Annotated in this window: 23 protein-coding genes; 12 read left to right on the plus strand and 11 right to left on the minus strand. The window is 55.9% G+C overall.

The genetic code is table 11. The annotated features are described in order from the left end of the window. Positions 1 to 597, minus strand: a 597-nt coding sequence (locus MVB78_RS01260; protein WP_297487031.1) for an AAA family ATPase, incomplete at its 3' end; no start/stop codon positions are given. 339 nt (positions 598 to 936) lie between these two features. On the opposite strand from MVB78_RS01260, the gene MVB78_RS01265 reads away from it, so the two are divergent. From MVB78_RS01265 to MVB78_RS01290, 6 genes are read left to right on the plus strand one after another with little or no spacing between them, the layout of a single operon-like run. Beyond that, the gene (locus MVB78_RS01265) at positions 937 to 1,542 is read left to right on the plus strand and encodes a 4Fe-4S dicluster domain-containing protein (protein WP_297487034.1); all 606 of its coding nucleotides are present in this window, start codon (positions 937 to 939) and stop codon (positions 1,540 to 1,542) included. Continuing rightward, the gene (cooS, locus tag MVB78_RS01270) at positions 1,539 to 3,509 is read left to right on the plus strand and encodes an anaerobic carbon-monoxide dehydrogenase catalytic subunit (protein ID WP_297487036.1); all 1,971 of its coding nucleotides are present in this window, start codon (positions 1,539 to 1,541) and stop codon (positions 3,507 to 3,509) included. The genes MVB78_RS01265 and cooS overlap by 4 nt, the downstream gene beginning before the upstream one ends. A gap of 30 nt (positions 3,510 to 3,539) precedes the next feature. Then, complete coding sequence (locus MVB78_RS01275; protein WP_297487039.1) at positions 3,540 to 3,944, plus strand: 4Fe-4S dicluster domain-containing protein; 405 nt, start codon at positions 3,540 to 3,542, stop codon at positions 3,942 to 3,944. Next, entirely contained in the window at positions 3,941 to 4,993 is a 1,053-nt protein-coding gene (locus MVB78_RS01280) for an FAD-dependent oxidoreductase (protein ID WP_297487041.1), read from the plus strand. Before MVB78_RS01275 ends, MVB78_RS01280 begins: the two co-directional genes overlap by 4 nt. Further along, positions 4,993 to 5,517 carry a 4Fe-4S dicluster domain-containing protein gene (locus tag MVB78_RS01285; RefSeq protein WP_297487043.1) on the plus strand — a complete coding sequence of 175 codons (525 nt, stop codon included), beginning with the start codon at positions 4,993 to 4,995 and terminating at the stop codon, positions 5,515 to 5,517. Before MVB78_RS01280 ends, MVB78_RS01285 begins: the two co-directional genes overlap by 1 nt. A 27-nt stretch (positions 5,518 to 5,544) precedes the next feature. Further along, positions 5,545 to 6,006, plus strand: coding sequence for a hydrogenase maturation protease (locus MVB78_RS01290; RefSeq protein WP_297487047.1), 462 nt, complete (start codon positions 5,545 to 5,547; stop codon positions 6,004 to 6,006). Here the strand turns inward: MVB78_RS01290 and nikR are convergent. Further along, the gene (gene nikR, locus MVB78_RS01295) at positions 6,003 to 6,419 is read right to left on the minus strand and encodes a nickel-responsive transcriptional regulator NikR (protein WP_297487106.1); all 417 of its coding nucleotides are present in this window, start codon (positions 6,417 to 6,419) and stop codon (positions 6,003 to 6,005) included. The genes MVB78_RS01290 and nikR overlap by 4 nt on opposite strands. An 86-nt stretch (positions 6,420 to 6,505) precedes the next feature. Between nikR and hypA the strand changes: the two genes are divergently transcribed. From hypA to MVB78_RS01325, 6 genes are all read left to right on the plus strand, one after another. Then, positions 6,506 to 6,925 (plus strand): hydrogenase nickel incorporation protein HypA, encoded by a 420-nt coding sequence (gene hypA / locus MVB78_RS01300; protein ID WP_297487049.1) that lies wholly within the window; start codon positions 6,506 to 6,508, stop codon positions 6,923 to 6,925. Beyond that, complete coding sequence (locus MVB78_RS01305; protein ID WP_297487052.1) at positions 6,922 to 7,662, plus strand: Mrp/NBP35 family ATP-binding protein; 741 nt, start codon at positions 6,922 to 6,924, stop codon at positions 7,660 to 7,662. The genes hypA and MVB78_RS01305 overlap by 4 nt, the downstream gene beginning before the upstream one ends. Positions 7,663 to 7,731: 69 nt before the next feature. Continuing rightward, positions 7,732 to 7,974: a UPF0175 family protein gene (locus tag MVB78_RS01310; protein WP_297487054.1), complete on the plus strand. Its 243-nt coding sequence runs from the start codon at positions 7,732 to 7,734 to the stop codon at positions 7,972 to 7,974. 148 nt (positions 7,975 to 8,122) lie between these two features. Further along, on the plus strand, positions 8,123 to 8,608 hold the full coding sequence (locus MVB78_RS01315) for a hydrogenase 3 maturation endopeptidase HyCI (protein ID WP_297487057.1): 486 nt from the start codon (positions 8,123 to 8,125) through the stop codon (positions 8,606 to 8,608). A gap of 96 nt (positions 8,609 to 8,704) precedes the next feature. Beyond that, positions 8,705 to 8,830, plus strand: a complete 126-nt coding sequence (locus MVB78_RS01320) for a hypothetical protein (protein ID WP_297487059.1) — start codon at positions 8,705 to 8,707, stop codon at positions 8,828 to 8,830. Between the two features lie 43 nt (positions 8,831 to 8,873). Beyond that, complete coding sequence (locus tag MVB78_RS01325) at positions 8,874 to 9,083, plus strand: hypothetical protein (RefSeq protein ID WP_297487061.1); 210 nt, start codon at positions 8,874 to 8,876, stop codon at positions 9,081 to 9,083. Between the two features lie 135 nt (positions 9,084 to 9,218). Here MVB78_RS01325 and mobA read toward each other — a convergent pair whose 3' ends face one another. From mobA to MVB78_RS01370, 9 genes are read right to left on the minus strand one after another with little or no spacing between them, the layout of a single operon-like run. Further along, positions 9,219 to 9,809 carry a molybdenum cofactor guanylyltransferase MobA gene (gene mobA, locus MVB78_RS01330; RefSeq protein ID WP_297487064.1) on the minus strand — a complete coding sequence of 197 codons (591 nt, stop codon included), beginning with the start codon at positions 9,807 to 9,809 and terminating at the stop codon, positions 9,219 to 9,221. Then, a complete protein-coding gene (locus MVB78_RS01335; RefSeq protein ID WP_297487067.1) occupies positions 9,809 to 10,252 on the minus strand; it encodes a nucleotidyltransferase in 444 nt (147 codons plus the stop codon). The genes mobA and MVB78_RS01335 overlap by 1 nt, the downstream gene beginning before the upstream one ends. Before the next feature lie 40 nt (positions 10,253 to 10,292). Further along, positions 10,293 to 10,610, minus strand: a complete 318-nt coding sequence (locus MVB78_RS01340) for a hypothetical protein (protein ID WP_297487070.1) — start codon at positions 10,608 to 10,610, stop codon at positions 10,293 to 10,295. Position 10,611: 1 nt separating this feature from the next. Continuing rightward, complete coding sequence (locus MVB78_RS01345) at positions 10,612 to 11,439, minus strand: NADH-quinone oxidoreductase subunit B family protein (RefSeq protein WP_297487072.1); 828 nt, start codon at positions 11,437 to 11,439, stop codon at positions 10,612 to 10,614. Continuing rightward, the gene (locus MVB78_RS01350) at positions 11,439 to 12,059 is read right to left on the minus strand and encodes a 4Fe-4S dicluster domain-containing protein (protein ID WP_297487075.1); all 621 of its coding nucleotides are present in this window, start codon (positions 12,057 to 12,059) and stop codon (positions 11,439 to 11,441) included. Before MVB78_RS01350 ends, MVB78_RS01345 begins: the two co-directional genes overlap by 1 nt. Further along, positions 12,059 to 13,858, minus strand: a complete 1,800-nt coding sequence (locus tag MVB78_RS01355) for a hydrogenase large subunit (protein WP_297487077.1) — start codon at positions 13,856 to 13,858, stop codon at positions 12,059 to 12,061. The genes MVB78_RS01350 and MVB78_RS01355 overlap by 1 nt, the downstream gene beginning before the upstream one ends. A gap of 3 nt (positions 13,859 to 13,861) precedes the next feature. Then, the gene (locus MVB78_RS01360; RefSeq protein WP_297487079.1) at positions 13,862 to 14,788 is read right to left on the minus strand and encodes a respiratory chain complex I subunit 1 family protein; all 927 of its coding nucleotides are present in this window, start codon (positions 14,786 to 14,788) and stop codon (positions 13,862 to 13,864) included. Between the two features lie 4 nt (positions 14,789 to 14,792). Next, positions 14,793 to 16,787, minus strand: a complete 1,995-nt coding sequence (locus MVB78_RS01365) for a proton-conducting transporter membrane subunit (protein WP_297487082.1) — start codon at positions 16,785 to 16,787, stop codon at positions 14,793 to 14,795. A gap of 6 nt (positions 16,788 to 16,793) precedes the next feature. Continuing rightward, positions 16,794 to 18,230, minus strand: a complete 1,437-nt coding sequence (locus MVB78_RS01370; RefSeq protein ID WP_297487084.1) for a proton-conducting transporter membrane subunit — start codon at positions 18,228 to 18,230, stop codon at positions 16,794 to 16,796. Positions 18,231 to 18,250: the final 20 nt, after the last annotated feature.

Below are 18,250 nucleotides of genomic sequence, written 5' to 3' on the forward strand. Positions count from 1 at the left end.
AACCGCCTGCTTGAAGCCCCTCGCTAAAGCCCTGCCGAAGTGCTCAAGACCCGCCTGAGTGTCCATGAGGATTATCTCGCCCTTACGGAGGTTTATGTACTTGACGACCGCGTCGAGGAGGGCGTTCTCGGGGCATAGACAGCCGGCAGCGGCTTGAACCACGCTCCCCATGACGAGGAGCATTACCCCATCGGGACCGACGACGCCGAAGCGGTCAACGACATCCCTGACATCCGGCGTGAGCGAGAAGTATAGGCCCCAGTTCGTTCCCGGCCTCGCGCCGGTCTTCTCCTCAATGTAGTCGAGGTTCTTGTTGAGGGGCACTATCTTATCCCTGACCTCCTTCGGGATACCTATGGCGTGGGCGAGGTTCATCTGCGGATCTTCGTCAACCGCTAAAACCCTGTAGCCGTCCCTTGCGAGGAGCCTCGCGAGGATCGCGGTTATCGTCGTCTTCCCGACGCCCCCTTTACCCGTTATAACTGCCCTGAAGCCCTCCTCGGGGGCCTGCTTTTTGGTCCGCTTGTTGAGCTCCTCCGCTATTTTAAAAAGGGTCTTCCTCCTCTCCTCATTCTCAGGGTTGGGTGATTCTGACATCCCAAAGCACCTTCTCTTGGTTGATATCCGGATGTATAAATGCCTTTATGTTCGAATTTAAAACCACCAGATGTATACATATCTATCATGGGGATGCATTAAAATGGAAAGGATGCACAGTAGCACGTTGTAGAATAAAGGTATTCACTGATGCGTAACCTTGGGTTTCACAAGAAGAGGTGCTCATTAAAGCATGAGATAAATTTCAAGAAGATGTGCTCCAATTTGGCAGAATAGTATAGATAAAATAAAAGAATATGCCTAAAAAAATTAGGAGTTCATTGTTAAAATGAAAAGTCATTTATAAAATAATGACACAAGGTGAGACGGTGATTTCCTATGTCCACAGAATCAAAGCCGACCATCTTCATCAATCCAGCGAAGTGCATTGGCTGCAGGCACTGCGAGATAGCGTGTGCAGTGGAGCACTCGAAGAGCAAGAACCTCTTCTCAGCGATCTTCGAGGATCCCCTCCCCCAGCCCAGGATACACGTCCTCCCGATGGGTGCCTACAACGTGCCCATGAACTGCCGCCACTGCGACGGCGCTCCCTGTGTCGAGGTCTGTCCAACCGGGGCACTCTACCACGACGAGGACGGCGCGGTGATGATAGCCCAGGACAAGTGCATTGGCTGCAAGATGTGCGCTATAGTCTGTCCCTTCGGCATTCCGGAGTTCGACGCCCTCAACGGCGTGATGTTCAAGTGCGATATGTGCCCCGACAGACGCGCCGAGGGGAGGGAGCCGGCCTGTGTTGAGGCCTGTAAGACCGGAGCACTACAGTTCGGAACCATTGACGAGATCGTCTCGAAGGTCAGGAAGGAGAAGGCGGAGCAGATCGTCAAGCTGAAGGAGGGTAAGGTTGAGGAGGAGTACAACCCGTGGGACCTTTTCAGGTCCATGGAGACCGTTATTATCCAAATTAACGAAGGTGAGTCGAAATGAAGAAGTATAAGGAGGTCTCTATAGACCCGACCACCCAGCAGATGTACGAGAGGGCGAAAGAACTTGGCATCGAGACGGTTTGGGACAGGCTTGAGAAGCAGCAGCCCCAGTGCGGATACGGCCTCCTGGGCGTCTGCTGCAGGAACTGTCTGATGGGCCCGTGCAGGATAAACCCCTTCGGCGGCGAGCCGAAGAGGGGAGTCTGTGGAGCCGATGCCGACACTATCGTTGCCAGGAACCTGCTGAGGATGATAGCGGCGGGCGCGGCAGCGCACAGCGACCACGGAAGGCACGTGGCATTAACGCTCCTCATAGCGGCCGAGATGGCGGAGAAGTTCAAGAAAGAGGGCAAGCCAACGCTTGAACTCGACAACATGGCTTCGAGCACGCTCCCGTATCAGGTCAGGGACGTTGAGAAGCTCAAGGCCGTCGCCAAAAAGCTGGGCGTCGAAACCGAGGGCAAGACGATAAGGGAGATAGCCAAGGAGGTTGCTGAAATAGCCCTCAACGACTTCGGCAAGCAGGACGAAGAGGCCCTCGCCTTCCTGAAGGCCTACCTCAACCCCAAGACCTACGAGATATTCGAGAAGGCAGGCGAGAAGGCTGGAATGCCATGGTTCGAGAACGGCATACTGCCGAGGAGCATAGACAGGGAGATAGTCGAGAGCCTGCACAGGACGCACATAGGAACCGACCACGACCCGGTGAGCCTGCTCCTCCACGGCCTCAAGACCTCGCTCGGCGACGCGTGGGGTGGCTCCCTCATAGCGACGGAACTCCAGGACATACTCTTCGGAACCCCGCAGGTCATAAAGGCCGAGGCCAACCTCGGCGTTCTAAAGGAGGACTACGTCAACATAGTCGTCCACGGCCACGAGCCAGTCCTTTCCGAGAAGATAGTCGAGGCAGCGCAGGATCCAGAACTCATAGAGCTGGCCCAGAAGTACGGGGCAAAGGGAATAAACGTCGTCGGAATGTGCTGCACAGGTCTTGAGGTTCTCATGAGGCACGGCATCCCGATAGCCGGCAACTTCCTCCAGCAGGAGATGGCGATCGTAACCGGCGCCGTTGAGGCGATGGTGGTCGACGTCCAGTGCATAATGCCCGCAACCGTTGACGTCGCGAGGTGCTTCCACACCAAGATAATCGACACCAGCCCGATAGCCACGTTCCCAGGAGCGATACACATCAAGTTCGACGAGAGGAGGGCTGATGAGATAGCGAGGGAGATAGTGAAGACCGCCGTCGAGAACTTCCCGAACAGGTCGAAGCAGAGGGTCGAGATTCCGAAGGAGAAGATGAGCGGTGTCGTCGGCTTCAGCGTCGAGGCCATACTCAAGCACTTCGGAGGCACGCTAAAGCCAATCGAGGAGGCGATCGTCGAGGGCAAGATCAAGGGTGTCGCCGGCCTCGTTGGCTGCAACAACCCCAAGCTGAAGCAGGATCACAACCACATCAAGATAGCCAACGAGCTTATGAAGAGGGACGTCCTTCTCGTTGGAACCGGCTGCTGGGCAACCGCCGCTATGAAGTACGGAATCTTCCTGCCGGAGTACGCGGACACAGAAAATGTCGGCCCCGGCCTGAGGGAGTTCGCCAAGGAGTGGGGAATCCCGCCGGCGCTCAACATGGGCTCCTGCGTTGACTGTACGAGGATACTCGTCTTAGCGGACATCGTTGCGAGGGATCTGAACGTGCCCATCTCAGCGCTCCCGGTTGTTGGCTCAGCTCCTGAGGCGATGACAGAGAAGGCCGTCTCGATTGGGACATACTTCGTGGCGAGCGGAATAACGACCCACCTCGGTGTAATACCGCCGGTTCTCGGTGGCCCGAAGGTCGTCAAGATACTAACCCACGACCTCTACGACATCGTTGGGGCTGCCTTTATAGTCGAGCCGGACCCCTACAAGGCAGCGAAGCTGATGTACGAGCACATAATGAAGAAGAGGAAAGAACTTGGCATCTGAGCCCCTTCTCCTCTTTTTTGAGGTGGTACCATGGACGAGATGGAAGGCCTTAACGCCGAGTTATGCATCGGCTGCGGTCTCTGCGCCCAGGTCTGCCCCCACAACGCCATCTTCGTAATCGACGACGGCAAGAAGGTCATCTCCTTCCATCCGGAACTGTGCAGGGACTGCAACTTCGAGTGCAACGACATCTGCCCCACCAACGCGATAAAGGGGCACCCGAGCAGGGCCGACCTCGAATTTGAGTACGCCCACTGCAGGGTCTGCGGGAAGAAGCTCGACTACACTGTCAAAACGGCAGAGTTTCTCTACCACAAGCTTGAGAAGTTCTACGAGCACCCGGAAATCGTCTTCATGTGCGACAGGTGCAAGCACGAGCGCGTCAAGGAGTTCCCGACCGAGTACCTCCGCTTCTTCGGGGGGAGCGCTAAATGAGGGGCATGAAGTTCTCCTTCCTGTGCAAGAAGAAGCCCCAGCCCACGGGGAAAAGAATAGCAATAGTCGGAGCTGGGCCCGCGGGGCTCACGGCAGCGGGCTACCTCGTCTGCAGGGGCCACGACGTTGATATCTACGACAAGATGCCCGAGCCCGGTGGCTTAATGCTCTTCGTCATCCCCGAGTTCAGGATCCCCGTGGAGAGGGTTCGGCTCGGAGCGAAGGAACTCGAAGAGGAGTTCGAGGTTAACTACTACCCGAGGACGAAGGTCATGGAGGGCGAAAGGCTAGACGAGGGCGACGAGTTCTACGAGCGAGTGATAAGGCTGAGCGAGCTGAAGGAGAAATACGATGCCGTTTTAATCGCCACCGGCATCTGGAACGTGAGGAGGATTGGAATCCCCGGGGACGACCTCGAGGGCATACTCTCACCGCTTGAGCTCCTCTTCTGGATAAAGGGCAACAAGCTCGGCTACGTGCCGGACGAGAAGGTTCCCGATTTAAGGGGCAAAAGGGTTGGAATAATCGGTGCTGGCTTAACTGCGGTCGATGTCGCCTTCGAGTGCAACAGACTTGGAGCGGAGGTCGAGATATTTTACCGCAGGACGATAAGGGAAGCTCCCGCCGGAGCCTACGAGATAAACATCCTCCGCAACAGGGGCGTTAAGTGGTTCGAGCTGGTAACTCCAAAGAGCGTCATCGGCGAAAACGGCAGGGTTAAGGCCATAGAACTCCTGAGGACGCGCCTCGGGGAGCCGGACGAGACGGGAAGGAGGAGGCCGATTCCCATTCCGGGTTCGGAGTTTCAGGTTCCGGTTGATTACCTCGTCTTCGCGATAGGGATGGTCTCGACGCCGCCGGTGAACGGAAGCTACCTCGCGGTTGACAGGAGGGGCAGGCTGGTAGTTGACGAGAGGCACATGACGAGCGTCGAGGGCATCTTCGCCGCTGGAGACGTTGCCAACGGGCCGACGAAGGTCGGGAGGGCGATAAAGGACGGTCTCTACACCGCTGTTGCCATCGACAAGTGGCTCAGGGGTGAGCTCTGATGGAGAGGAAGTACCTCTACGTGGACTACCTCACCTGCATAGGCTGCGAGACCTGCCAGACGGTCTGCGACTTCATCCACGATGGAAACCCGTACATAAGGATTTACATCACCGAGAACAAGCAGTACCTGCCGATAAACTGCAAGCACTGCGACGACGCGCCCTGCATAAAGGTCTGCCCGACCCAGGCGATATACCGGGACGAGGACGGTGCTGTAAGGATAGCAGAGGACAGGTGCATAGGATGCCTCGCCTGCCTGCAGGTCTGCCCCTACGGGGTGCCCTTCTACAGCCTCAAGGTGAAGGCGGTAACCAAGTGCGACATGTGCGCTGAGAGGCGCGAGGAAGGCATGGAGCCGGCCTGCGCGCTTATGTGCCCGGCGGAGGCAATCCAGTACGGACCCCTTGAGATTGTAATGAACCTGGTGCGGGAGAGGCGCGCCAAGAACATCCCGGAGCACCAGCGCGAGCTCACCGAGGAGGAACTCAGGAAGAGCATAAGCTCAGGCTTCAAGGTCTTTTGACTTCCTTTTCAATTTGGAGGGGGAACGATGGAGGTAAAGGAGATAATCGGGAACCTGCACAGGATAGTCCTCTGTGGCATCGGGAACGAAAAGATGGGCGACTACGGCTTCGGGGCTTACCTCGCCGAGGCCCTTTTGAGGGCCATAGAGAACCCCAACTTCTTTCCGCTGAACTGTCGCGACGTCCCCGAGAGCCAGGCGGGGGTCATAGTGAGGTTCAGACCCGAGCTGGTTATTGTAGCGGTCGCCCTCGAATTCGGAGAAAAGCCGGGGAAGGTCGTCGTCGCCGACCCATGGGAAGCTTTAGAGGACATCCCCGAGGAGTTCAGGTTCCAGCTCAAGGTAACGCTTGGGCACATGAAGGAGATCCTGCCGTGGACTCGCTTCGTCCTCCTCGGTTGCCAGCCTGGGAGCAGGAAGGAAGTGACGGAGGAGGTTAAGAACTGCGTGAGGGCCCTTGCGATTGCCTTCAAGGACGCCGTGGATTAGATCAGATCCCTGCCGGTTCCGGTCATCACGAGCTTTCCGTGCTTGACCCCCTTCAGGCTCAAAAGCCTGTCGGCTATCTCCTTTATTCTCCCAGCCTTTCCCCTAACGATAACGACCTCAAGGCAGTTGTGCTCGTCCATGTGGACGTGGACGCTGGAGACGATCTCCTCAAGGTACTCGTGCTGCAGGTCTAAAAGCTCCTTCACGACCTCCGCCTCGTCGTGATTGTAGAGCATCGTTATAGTTCCAGCGACCTCCGAGTCCTCAACCTCCCACTCGTACCTGACTATGAAGTCCCTCATGATGTCCCTTATTGCCTCGCTCCTGTTGATGTAGCCCTTCTCCCCTATAATCCGGTCAAACCTCTCAAGGAGCTCCTCTGGAATGGATACACCGAAGCGAACGACTCCCATAGCCATCACCCGAGACTTCAGGTTCACCGTATGGTTTTCAACCCAACCCTTTTTAAGGTAGCACCCCAGTTCACTTCGGTGATACCATGCACGAGTGGGCCTTAGCCGATGCCATAGTTAGAACCGTCCTCGACTACGCCAATAAGGAAGGCGCAAAGCGCGTTAAAGCAGTCAAAGTTGTTCTCGGCGAGCTCCAGGATGTGGACGCTGAAATCGTAAAGTTCGCAATGGAGCAGCTCTTCGCTGGAACGATAGCGGAAGGAGCCGAGATAATCTTCGAGGAGGAGGAAGCGGTCTTCAGGTGCAGGAACTGCGGCTACGAGTGGAAGCTCAAGGAGGTAAAGCAGAGCTTCGACGAGCGCATTAAGGAGGACATCCACTTTATTCCAGAGGTAGTTCACTCGTTTTTAGCCTGCCCCCGCTGTGGCAGCCACGACTTCGAAGTGGTTCAGGGCAGGGGCGTTTACGTGGCGGGAATAAAGATCGAAAAGGAGGGAGAGGAATGATCGACCCGCGTGAGATAGCTATAAGCGCGAGGCTTGAGAAGGTTAAGAGGATCATCCCTGTCGTCAGTGGCAAGGGCGGCGTTGGAAAGTCGCTGGTCTCAACGGCCCTCGCATTAGCTCTCGCTGAGAAGGGCTACAAGGTCGGATTGTTAGACCTCGACTTCCACGGTGCGAGCGATCACGTGATTTTGGGCTTCGAGCCCAAGGAGTTCCCTGAGGAGGACAGGGGAGTTGTTCCCCACACCGTCCACGGGATAAAGTTCATGACGATAGCCTACTACACCGAGGACAGACCGACCCCGCTCCGCGGAAAGGAGATAAGCGACGCTTTGATAGAGCTCCTCACCATAACCCGCTGGGACGAGCTCGATTATCTCGTCATAGACATGCCACCTGGCCTCGGCGACCAGCTCTTAGATGTGCTCCGCTTCCTCAAGAGAGGAGAGTTTTTGGTTGTGGCAACGCCATCAAAGCTCGCCCTCAACGTGGTCAGAAAGCTCGTCCAGCTCCTGAAGGAAGAGGGCCACAGAGTCCTCGGAATCGTGGAAAATATGAAACTCCTCTCGGAGCAACTCGACGAGGAGAAGGACGTTGAAGCTTTGGCGAAGGAGTTCGGAACCCCATACCTTGGAGGGATACCGTTCTACCCGGACCTCGATGCTAAGATAGGGAACGTCCACGAGCTTATGAAGACGGAGTTCGCGGAAAAGATAAGGGAGATAGCGGGGAAGATTTGATTTTATTCTTTTTTTCACTCAGACGAAACTCCTAAATATTTCCACACAAAACTTCGCTTTGGTGGGAATATGGAGAGTACAACACCCAAGGCATTCCGGGACTTCCTCGGCCCCGAGCCGGAGAGAGAGTTAATTCTGCTTGCCGCCATAGAACTCTACCGTGAGGGAAAGCTGAGCCTCGGAAAGGCCGCCCAGCTTGCAGGTTTGGGTGTAAGGGAGTTTCTATACGAGCTGAAGAAGAGGGGAATTCCAATAAACTACACGCGGGAAGAGGCCGAGGAAGACATAAGGCTCATTGAGGGTTTAGAATGAGGGTGGTTTCTAACACAAGGCCTCTTATCGGACTGTTTAACATCAGAAAGCTTGAAATCCTTCAAGAAGTTTTTGGCTGGTCATTGACGTCATATCCGCCGGGTGAGACTGATCAGCTGGTATAAACGCTTGAAAGGAGAGTATAACCATGAACGCCCTCGAAGAAATCTTTGAAGGGAAAAAGCGGATAGTAATATGTGGCATAGGAAACGACATCCGCGGGGACGATGCCTTCGGCGTAATCGTGGCTGAGAGACTGAAGGAACTCTTGGACAATCCCAACGTCCTCGTGATAAACTGCGGTGAGGTTCCAGAAAACTACACCGGGAAAATAAAGGAGTTCAGTCCAGATCTCGTTGTTTTCGTAGATGCGGTGGATTTCAAGGGAGAAGTTGGCGAGTACATAATAGCCGACCCAGAGGGGACGATAGGCGAGGCAGTCTCGACCCACAGCCTCCCGCTGAAGTTCGTCACAGGGTTCATGAAAACGATGATTAAATCGGACTTCATCCTGATAGGCTGTCAGCCAGCTTCAACGGGTCTCTTCGAGGAGCCGAGCGAGCTGATAAGGGAACGCGCGGAAAGACTCTCAAAACTTTTGGCCGGGATTCTGAAAGGTGGAGGGAATGATTGAGTACACCTGGCTGGCCCTTGGGATTTTTGGATTTGTTTCCTTCCTTCTTGACTTAAAGGCGGATGAGAGCAGAGAGGAAAGCCTAAAAGATCTTTCTTGGGCATCGGCTTCCTGCTGTGGTATCTTCAGAAAGACATCCTCGGCTTGCTCTTCTTCATCGCGTCGGCGGTCGTTTATCTTCCAGAGTTCAGAAAGAAGTGGATCAGATGGAGGTACGGGTGAGAAAAGCATATTAACATCAAGAACAAAACTCGGGTGATCGGTTATGACTAGCGTAGCAATTAGAGTTCCCGAGGGTGTTGACATAGAATTCGCAAAGAGGCTTGCAAAACTGGTGGAGAGAAGGTTAGCCGAGCTGACGGAGCTCAACAGACTCTTAATGGACTCGGAACTAACCGACGAGGACATCGAGGCAATAAGTGGAGAAATAGGAAAAAGGAGGAGGGCCTTCTTTGAAAAAGCCCATAGTGATTGACACGAACGTCCTCTTCTCGTTTTTCAAAAAGGAGAGCACAACCAGAAAGCTCATCCTGTGCATCTCGCTCGACACCCCGCTTTATGCCCCCAAATACCTGCCGGGGGAACTTCGGAGTTCTGAACACGAGGGAGATCATAGAACTCTTTCCCGAATGCCTCTGATTCTCCCCAAATCCTCCCGCGTGTTCACGTTGAAGAAGCTCCCCCGCCACTCCTCCGGAAGGCTTTCGATTTCGATGTAGCAGGCATCGCTCTCCCTTATCGCGCGGTTTATAGCGTACTGGCCGGCCTCAATTTTATTCTCCAGGAAATCCTTGAAATCAGACGAATAGGCTGCGTGGAGCGGCTCAAGGTAGCCGTTGCTCCACTTAGGAACGCAGGCTGGCTTTTTAGCCAGCTTAAAGCGCTCGACTATGAAGTCAACGAACTCTGGAACGAGGAGCGGCATATCCCCCGCCACTACGAAGGCATCGCCGAGGGAAAGAGCTTTGTAGATTCCCCCAATCGGCCCGACGAGTAGCTCGTCAACGACCACGCGGTAGCCGAGGCCCCTGAGCTTTTCAGCGTTCTCAGGAGAGGCCACTACGACGACCTCGTCTATTGAATCCGCTGATTCGAGCCTCTCTATTGTGTGGCTTATCAGAGGCTTCCCGGAAATTTTAAAGAGTAACTTATCGCCTCCGAAGCGCTTTCCCCTTCCGCCGGCTAAGACGGCACCTATCATCACTTCTCCTCCCTGTCAACGGGAATGTACTCGATGGTGCTCAGGTACTTGACGTAGTCCATCGCCTTATCGGGGTTCAGCATATCCCTGAGGAGGTTCTGGAAGTAGTCCCCTTTATCGTAGGCCACCTCGTAGTTGACGACGACATCTAAGTAGCCGGAGTGGAAGTTCTCGGCCTCTTCGCGCGTGTAGAGCTCAAAGGAGACGTGGTAGCCGTACTTCTCCTCTATCGGGTCGCGAACCTTCTCGACGAAGTCGGCAACGCGGTTGAGCTTGACGGGGTCGTAGGGTTTGCCTATCACAACGACGACGTCTATCTCGGGAAAGCTCGGGTCCTTGAGGTGCCTGCCGTAAAAGATTATGGAGAGCAGGTTATCACCGTAAAACTCCCTTATTCTTCTCACGAGCTCTTCCTTCGCCTTTGCTAAGGTCTCGGCGTCCATCGTTTCACCCCCAGAAAAGGTTGTGGAGAAAGAATAAAAATCAATCGAAGCTCGGCTGGTAGCGGTACTCAACGTGGAGCTTGCTCTCGGCATCGAGCTTCTCCGCTGCGGAGAGCAGGGTCTTCCTGTCGTTCTCGGGCAGTTTCTCTATCGGTACCTTGAGCACCTGGGAGGGGAGTATGTTGAAGTGCCTTGTCTCATCCTCTACCCCGAGGGCCTCCTTTATGAGCTTCACGGCCTCTTCGCTGAGCTCGCCCTCCTCCTCTATGATGAGCATGTCGCCGGCGTAGTGGCCCGTTATCCTCGCGGAGTACTCCGGGTAATCCTCGTATTTGAAAATGTAAAGCTTCCAGGGCACTTCAGACACCCGCGGTAACTGGGTACTTCCTCTTGAGTGCCTCACCCCACTCCCTGTACTCATCCACCAAGCGCCAGAACTCGTTCTCAAGGAAGCGCATGGCCACCTTTACCCTGGAGTCCTTCTCCTTGAGGAAATAGCCAGTTACTAAGTCGTGGAGCCTCTCCCTCGGGTCGTCGCTCTCGAAGGCCTTTCCTACGAGCTCTATGAAGTCGTTGAGGACAGCGTCGCGGTCGTAGTAGCCGACCACCCTTCTGAGTTCCTCCCTCAGCGTGAGCCAGTAGCGGACCGGTATCGGCCTGTCGGGTATTGTGAACTCTATCTCGTTCTCCTTACCTGACTTCTCCCCCGGTGGAAGGGCTATCCAGTATTCGCCCTTCATCTTCTTCTCTTTAATGCCGAGGAGCTGGGCAACTCCGTAGAGTATCTCCTCCGGGCTGGGCGGACAGCCGGGGATGTACATGTCTATGGGCACTATCATCTCGGGTCCGCCGCTTCTCAGTCTGTCCCTTCCGCGCTGAGGTGAGGTGTTGTAGAGGGCGTAGCTGTTGTAGAAGATTCCACCGCTTGATGCGCAGGTTCCTATGGCGACGACTATCCTCGGCTTGGGTGGCATGGCCTCGTAGGCCTTCTTGAGGGCTATCCTCGTCTGTCTCGTGAGCGGCCCCGTTATGAAGAGAACATCGGCGTGCCTCGGCGTCGGGACGACCTTGACACCGAGCCTCTCGATGTCGTAGTAGGGACTGAGGACGTCGAGGACTTCAATGTCGCAGCCGTTGCACGAGCCCGCGTCAACGTGATAGACCCAGACGGACTTTAAGCGCCCCATCACTCCTCACCCCCCTTCTTCTCCTTTCCCTTCTCAACGAGCATGAAGGCCGGGTAGACGTTGCTCTCAAGTTCCCTGAGCTTGACGACGGTTCTGCGCATCTTCTCCTCCTGGGTCAGCTTTATCCTGTCCTCAAGGGCGTAGGCATCGAAGATTTCCTTCGGGAGGATGTTCCTGACGTACTCTATCTGCCTCTCGGTGAAGTCGAGGTATTCGCCACACTCCTCGCAGTAGGCTAACTTGTGCTCCACAACCTCAACGAGGTCCTCCTTGTTGTCGGTGGCTATCTCAAACCTGGTTGTTGGCTCCATAGCGCCGGTCGGGCAGACCTCTATGCAGCGGGCGCATCTAATACAGCGCGCTGCGTTGTAGGTGAGCCTTTTAACTCCATGCTCCTTGTCCCACTCCATTATCAGGGCATCGGGCGGGCAGGCCTGGACGCAGGCGCCGCAGCCTATGCACTTCTCAGGGTTGATGTGGGGTATTCCCCTGAACTCCGGCGGCTTCTCGATGTCGGTGAAGGGATAGGGGGTGGTGACCGGGGCCTTCTTGCTGAAGCCCTCCACCTTCATCCTGTCCCAGGATTTGAGCTTCTCGCTGTGGGATGGAGCCTCGGCCATCAGAACACCCCCTTGTACTTGATCGAGAGCTCGTTGAACTCGGCCTCGGTCAGAACCTTAACCTTGCCCGTCTCGACGTCCACGAACTGCACCCTCTCGGTACAGGAGTAGCACGGGTCAATGCTCGCTATGATTATCGGCGCATCTGCAACGTGGTAGCCCTTGAGCATCTCCGGCACGGCCGGTAAGTTGTTGTAAGTTGGAGCGCGAACCTTCCAGCGGTAGACCTTGTTCTTCTCGCCGGTCATGACGTAGTGAACTACCTCACCGCGGTGGGCCTCGGTGAAGCCTAAGGCCTCCTGGTACTCGGGCAGGTTGCCTATTGGGGTGAAGATGTCCCCATCGGGCATCTGGTCTATCAGCTGTTCCACTATCCAGAGGCTCTCGAAGAGCTCGTCCATCCTGACGAGAACCCTCGCCAAAACGTCGCCCTCCTTGTAAACGGGAACCTTGAAGTCAACCTCGTGGTAGGCCATGGCAGTCTTCGTCGCCTGGTCGAGCCTTGCGTCAATCTTCCTTCCGCTCGCCCTTGCAGTTGGCCCGAGGACGGAGTAGGCCTTCGCCACCTTGTATGGCAGTATTCCGACACCCTCGGCGCGCTTGATGAAGGTGTTTGTGTTCAGAGCTATATCGAGGAACTTCTTAGTGCCCTCACGTATCTCCTTGACGACCTTCAGGACTTCCTCCTTCCTGTAATCGAGGAGGTCTCTCCTGACACCGCCAACGATGTTCATACCGTACTGCTTTCTGTTGCCGGTTAAGCGCTCGACGAGCCACATCACCGGCTCGCGGATGCGCCAGGCGTGCATGAAGCCAGTGTCGTAGCCGACGAGGTGGGCAGCTATACCCACCCAGAGGAGGTGGTTGTGGATCCTCTCAAGCTCAAGGAGCAGGGTTCTGATATAGCGAGCTCTATCGGGTATCTCGACATCAGCTAATCTCTCAACGGCCATGGCATAGCTTACCGAGTGCTGGTAGCCGCAGATTCCACATATCCTCTCGGCAAGGAAGAGAACCTGGTTGTAGGTTAGCCTGCCCTCTCCGGTCTTTTCAATGCCGCGGTGGGAGTAGAAGCCGCGGTAGTCAACGTCTACTATCTTCTCGCCCTTGACGAAGAGCCTGAAGTGGGCCGGCTCCTCAACTCCAGCATGGACAGGACCCATGGGGACGAGCGTTGTCCCCTCGGGCGTTTCCCTGTACTCAGTTCTCGGCTCGGTTATCGGGGAGTGTCTGTAGTCCATGTCCTTCCTGAGGGGGTAAACCCCATCAGGGAAGTCCTCCGGCAGAATTAACCTCCTCGGGTCAGGATGGCCAACTGGCTTGAAGCCGAGTAAGTCCTTAACTTCCCTCTCTATCCAGAGTGCAGCGGGAAGCTTTGCCGCGACACTCGGGAAGCTCGGATCGTCGGCTGGAGTGTAGACCTTGAGGAAGACCCAGTAGTTCTCGTCCATTTTGAAGGGCTCAACCTGGACGTTCAGGAAGGGCATGTAGGCGAAGTGGCCGTTGAGGGGCCTCTCGTCGGTTCCGACGGCAGTTGACATGTGGGTCTCCTTGAACTTCGGATGGTTGTGCCACCAGAGTACCGCCTCCGGAAGAACTTCACGGTCGATCACGAACATGTACTGCCCGTATGTCATCCTCTTGCATTCCCTTATGTGCTCCTTGAAAGCCTCGTAAAAGTCCTTGAGGCCCTTTCTTTCGGCCAGTATGCTTTCAACGTCGGCCTTTGAACAGCGGCCGTCCTCACAGGCCTTGCACTCAAACTCAAAGTGAGCCTCCAAATCCTTAGTTCCCACCATCTTTCACCACCCCATGAACGCCATCGCGAGTATTATAATCCCGGCAAAGAACGCCCTCGTGTTCATCTTAACGACCTGGTCTATCCTGAGCCTTGCGTTCGTCGCTTCGAGCGCCGCTATGACCGGGTAGAACGACACCGTTAGGATGAACTGTAAAGCCAAGGCAAGCGCTGCCCTCCCCGGCGTGCCTATCGGGCCGAGCCACGGGAGCGTCAGCAGGCTGACGAAGAACCACAGCAGGGTGAAGCGCTTGATGTGTATGGCGTAGTAGAAGACACCGAGGAGCCTTCCGCTGTACTCTGTGAGCGGGCCGCCGATTACCTCCTGCTCGGCCTCGGCTATGTCGAAGGGCACGAAGCCGCTCTCGACGTAGAGGGCATAGGCAAGGAGGATGTAGGTCAGTATAACTGAGGGCGTCGCGTGGAGGTTCGCTATTATGTCGGCTATGTTGAGTGAGCCCGCGTTGTAGGCGAGGACGCCATAGAGCACAGCTATCAGCGGCTCGACGGTGAGGACTATCTGCATCTCTCTCGCCGAGCCCAGGTGGCTGAAGGCGTTCTGGACGCTCAAGCCCGCGAACATCAGGGCGACGCTGACCATCAGGATGACGTAGAAGAACACGACTAAGTTGAAGCCGAAGTCCACTGGAACAACGTTGCCGTAGGGAAGCAGGAGTGCAGCTGATATCGCCGAGGCGAGGGCTATGTAGGGTGCCCATGTGAAGAGGGCACTTTTAGTTGGCCTGACGGACGGGAGCGCGAAGAGCTTCTGTAGGTCGTACCAGGTCTGCATGAGCGGTGGTCCGCGCCTGTACTGGAGGCGGGCCTTCACACGTCTCGCTATACCGTCCAGGTAAGGGGGCAGGAGCAGCATTATCAAGATGCCGGCGAGGCTGAAGCCGAGCTTAACGATGTCGAGCGCCATTTTCATCACCTCACAGCGCCATGAGTATTCCTATGACCGCCCCAACGACGATCAGGGCTATCACCACGAAGGTTCCGAGCCTTATCCCTGGGAGCACGTCGCAGGCTATCCTGAGGAACCTGATGAGCGGTTTAAGTGCTTCTTCGTCGGCGTTGAGAACCCGGCCCCTCCTGAGGTCGTCGAGGGTCTCAATCCTGGTGTATGGCGTGTCCACTATCTTGACGAAGTAGCTGGCGATCCACATGTATCCCCTGACTATGTAGCGGATTATTCCCTCGCCGATCATGTAGAACCAGTCGCTGAAGCGGTAGAAGGAGCCGATCTTCTCCTCGTACTTGATGTAGTAACCCTCCGAGCTCACCCTGTACTCGTCCTCGTTCAAAGCTGTTGTTCCGCAGTCCCAGGGCGTTGCCTCCTTGCCGTACTCGGGCCTAAAGCTCAGGTAGAAGCCAACCGCTATGACTGCCACGAGAACTATGAAGAGCACCGGGCTGAAGAGCACCGAGCCAAAGCCTATCCTGTAAACGCCGTCCTTTATTGGAGCGTTGAAGACGTTGAGGATTCCGGTTACCGTTCCCGGGAAGACGCCTATCAAGAGCGTTAGACCTGCTAAAATCCACTGGCCCAGGAGCATCGTTCCGGGCACTTCCCTGACTTCTTTGTATCTCTTCATCTCGCCGCCGAACTGGGTTCCGTAGAACTTGACGAACGAAGCGAGCGTTGCCGCGCTGATGAAGACCGCCAACAGGGCCCCAAAGGCCAGCAGAAAGTCCTTGGACTGGTAGCCGGCAACGTAGATTAACCACTTGCTTATGAAGCCGTTGAAGGGCGGGACTCCCGCTATTGCCAGCGAGGCAAAGAGGGCCGCCAGGGCAGTCCACTTCATCTGCCTTCCGAGACCGCCGAGCTCCTCAAGCTCAACTGTTCCGGTCCTGTACTCAACCGCTCCAGCCGAGAGGAAGAGGGAGCCCTTGAATATCGCGTGGTTGAGTGCGTGGAAGAGCCCAGCGAAGGCTCCGAGTGCGCCTATAGCAGCGAGGGCACCTCCCTTCGGTATGAGGGCCATTCCTATGCCTATGCCGAGCCAGATGTAGCCCATCTGACCGATGCTGTGGTAAGCCAAAAGCCTCTTCGCGTTGGTCTCCCTGAGGGCGTAGAGCGTTCCAACGGTCAGCGTTGTCGCACCGAGGAGGGCTATGGCTATTCCTAGGAGGTAGGTGGTTCCAACGAGCTTCCAGACGAGGGCTATGAGGCCGTAGAGGGTCACTTTTTCCATTGCACCGGCCATAACAGCCGAGACGCTGGTCGGTGCAGCGCGGTAGGTTTCGGCAACCCAGAACTGGAAGGGCACTATTCCCGCTTTCGCCATGAACGCTATCAGGAGAAGTCCGCCGAAGACAATCTTGGTGTGGGCCGGAGCGCTCGCGAGGGCGGTGGCGATGTTGTCGAAGCTGAGTTTTTCAAAGCTCCCGACGAGTGAGTAGGCCGTACCGAGTGCTAAGAAGAGAGGTATCGTGTCGAGGAAGTGCATCGTGATGTAGTACTTGACGCTTGCACCGACGTCCCTGGCTTTCTCGCTGAAGAACACCAGTATGAACGAGCTGAGCGTCATAAGCTCCCAGCTCATCACAAAGTACTCCATGCTGTTTACCGTAACTACGAGCGCCATGCTCGCGAGGAACGTGTTGTAGGCTATTGCGTACACCCAGCCCTTGCCGGTTCTCTCGAAGATGTCCATGTAGCTTATCGCGTAGAGCGAGGCTGCCGTTCCGACGATGCCGAGTATCAGGAGGAAGACGTTGGATGTAGCGGTGATGTGGAGGGGTATCCTGTAGAGGTTCAGTCTCTCAGGGCCGTTCGTGTAGACGTTGTAGACCTCCCCGAGGAGCGCGAGGGAACCTATGAGTGCCATGAAGCTCGAAGCCTTCACAGATGCCTTGTAGTCCTTAATGAAGCCGAGCAGACCACCAATGATGAACGCTCCGAGGGCGTATTCCATGAACATCTCGCATCACCCCATAAACCCGATCTTCATGACAACGTTCAGGGTGACCCAGGGCGCTACTATGCCGATGAGGATCAGAGTTATCATCACCGCGCACATCAGCTTGGTCGAGTGGCCTTCCGCTTCTGGCTCTGGCTCGCCGAAGAACATCCCCTTGAACCACAGGAGTACCACCACGAGGAATATCGCCGCGTCGAAGAGAACCGTTCCCGGGAAGAGCCAAGAGGCTACGCCCTGGGCGTGTCTGGTGCTCATTATTGTGAAGGCCTTGCTGAAGAACAGTCCAAGCGGCAGAACCCCAGCGAGGCCGAGGAAGCTCAGGAACCAGCCGACGCTTGCCCACGGGAGGCTCTTCCTTATGCCCCTTATCCTGCTGAAGTCCGTTATTCCGAGGGAATAAGCGAAGGCACCAACGCTCAGATACGCCAGCGCCTTGACGAAGGCGTGGTTGACCACCTGGTAAACTGCAATCTGAAGTCCCTCGACGTGGCCGAGGAGTGCGTAAGCTAAGATTATGTACGCAACGCCCGCCTGGGCTATGGTGGAGTAGGCAACGAGCTTCTTGCCGTCGGTCTGGAGCGGGTAGTAGATCATCATCAGGAATATCAGCGCCACCGTGAGGAGGCCGAGCAGCCAGAAGTCGTCCTTGCCCGGGTTCATGTACTGTATGACCCTGAAGAGCATGAAGCTCCCGAGCGGGACTATTGAGGCAGAGTGTATATACGCTGAAGCCGGAACCGGGCCCGCTGTGGCATCGGGAAGCCACGAGTAGAAGAACAGCTGGGAGCTCATCGCCAGCGCCGCGAAGATCAGCAGGGCAAATGCTGTATCCTTGGTTGACTGGGCTACTGAGCCCATCTTTGTCAGCTCCTGAGAGCCGCCGAGAATCGCAGCCGCTCCGAGGAGCAGGAATACTGCCAAGTTCAGCACGAGGAAGCCCTTGATGGCCGGTCCCTTGGCGTTTCCGTAGAAGTCGACGAGGAAGAGCAGAGCTATGGCCATCAGTTCGAGGGCAACCAGAAACTGAACGAGGTTCGTGCCGTAGATGAATACCATAGAAGAGCCCGTTAGAAGGCCGAAGAGGGCGTAGAACTTGCCCTTGCCTCTCCCGATCGGGAACGCTCTGTTGGCCGGCCCCAAGTAGTCGGCTGTGTAGAGGACTATCAGGAAGCTGAGCAGTATTGATGTGAAGCCCACGAGAACAGAGGCGACGTCAACGTTCAGGCCGAAGAACTCCCCGAGGTTGCCCCCGCTGGCGTAGGCGTAGTGGTAGACCTTCCCTGCCCCTCCCTGGAAGAAGTCGTAGGTTCCGTAGGCGTTTATGAGGAGGGCAATGCCCATTATCGTCGTGGCAATGCCGTCGGCGGCTCTACCCTCAAGTTTGTAGATGAGAAGGAGCAGGAACGGCAGCAGGGCCGATGCGAGGAACACTTCTCCGCTCACCTTTCATCACCCGTTGGTTT

The sequence above is a fragment of the Thermococcus sp. genome (assembly GCF_026991495.1).
Taxonomy (GTDB): Archaea; Methanobacteriota_B; Thermococci; order Thermococcales; family Thermococcaceae; genus Thermococcus.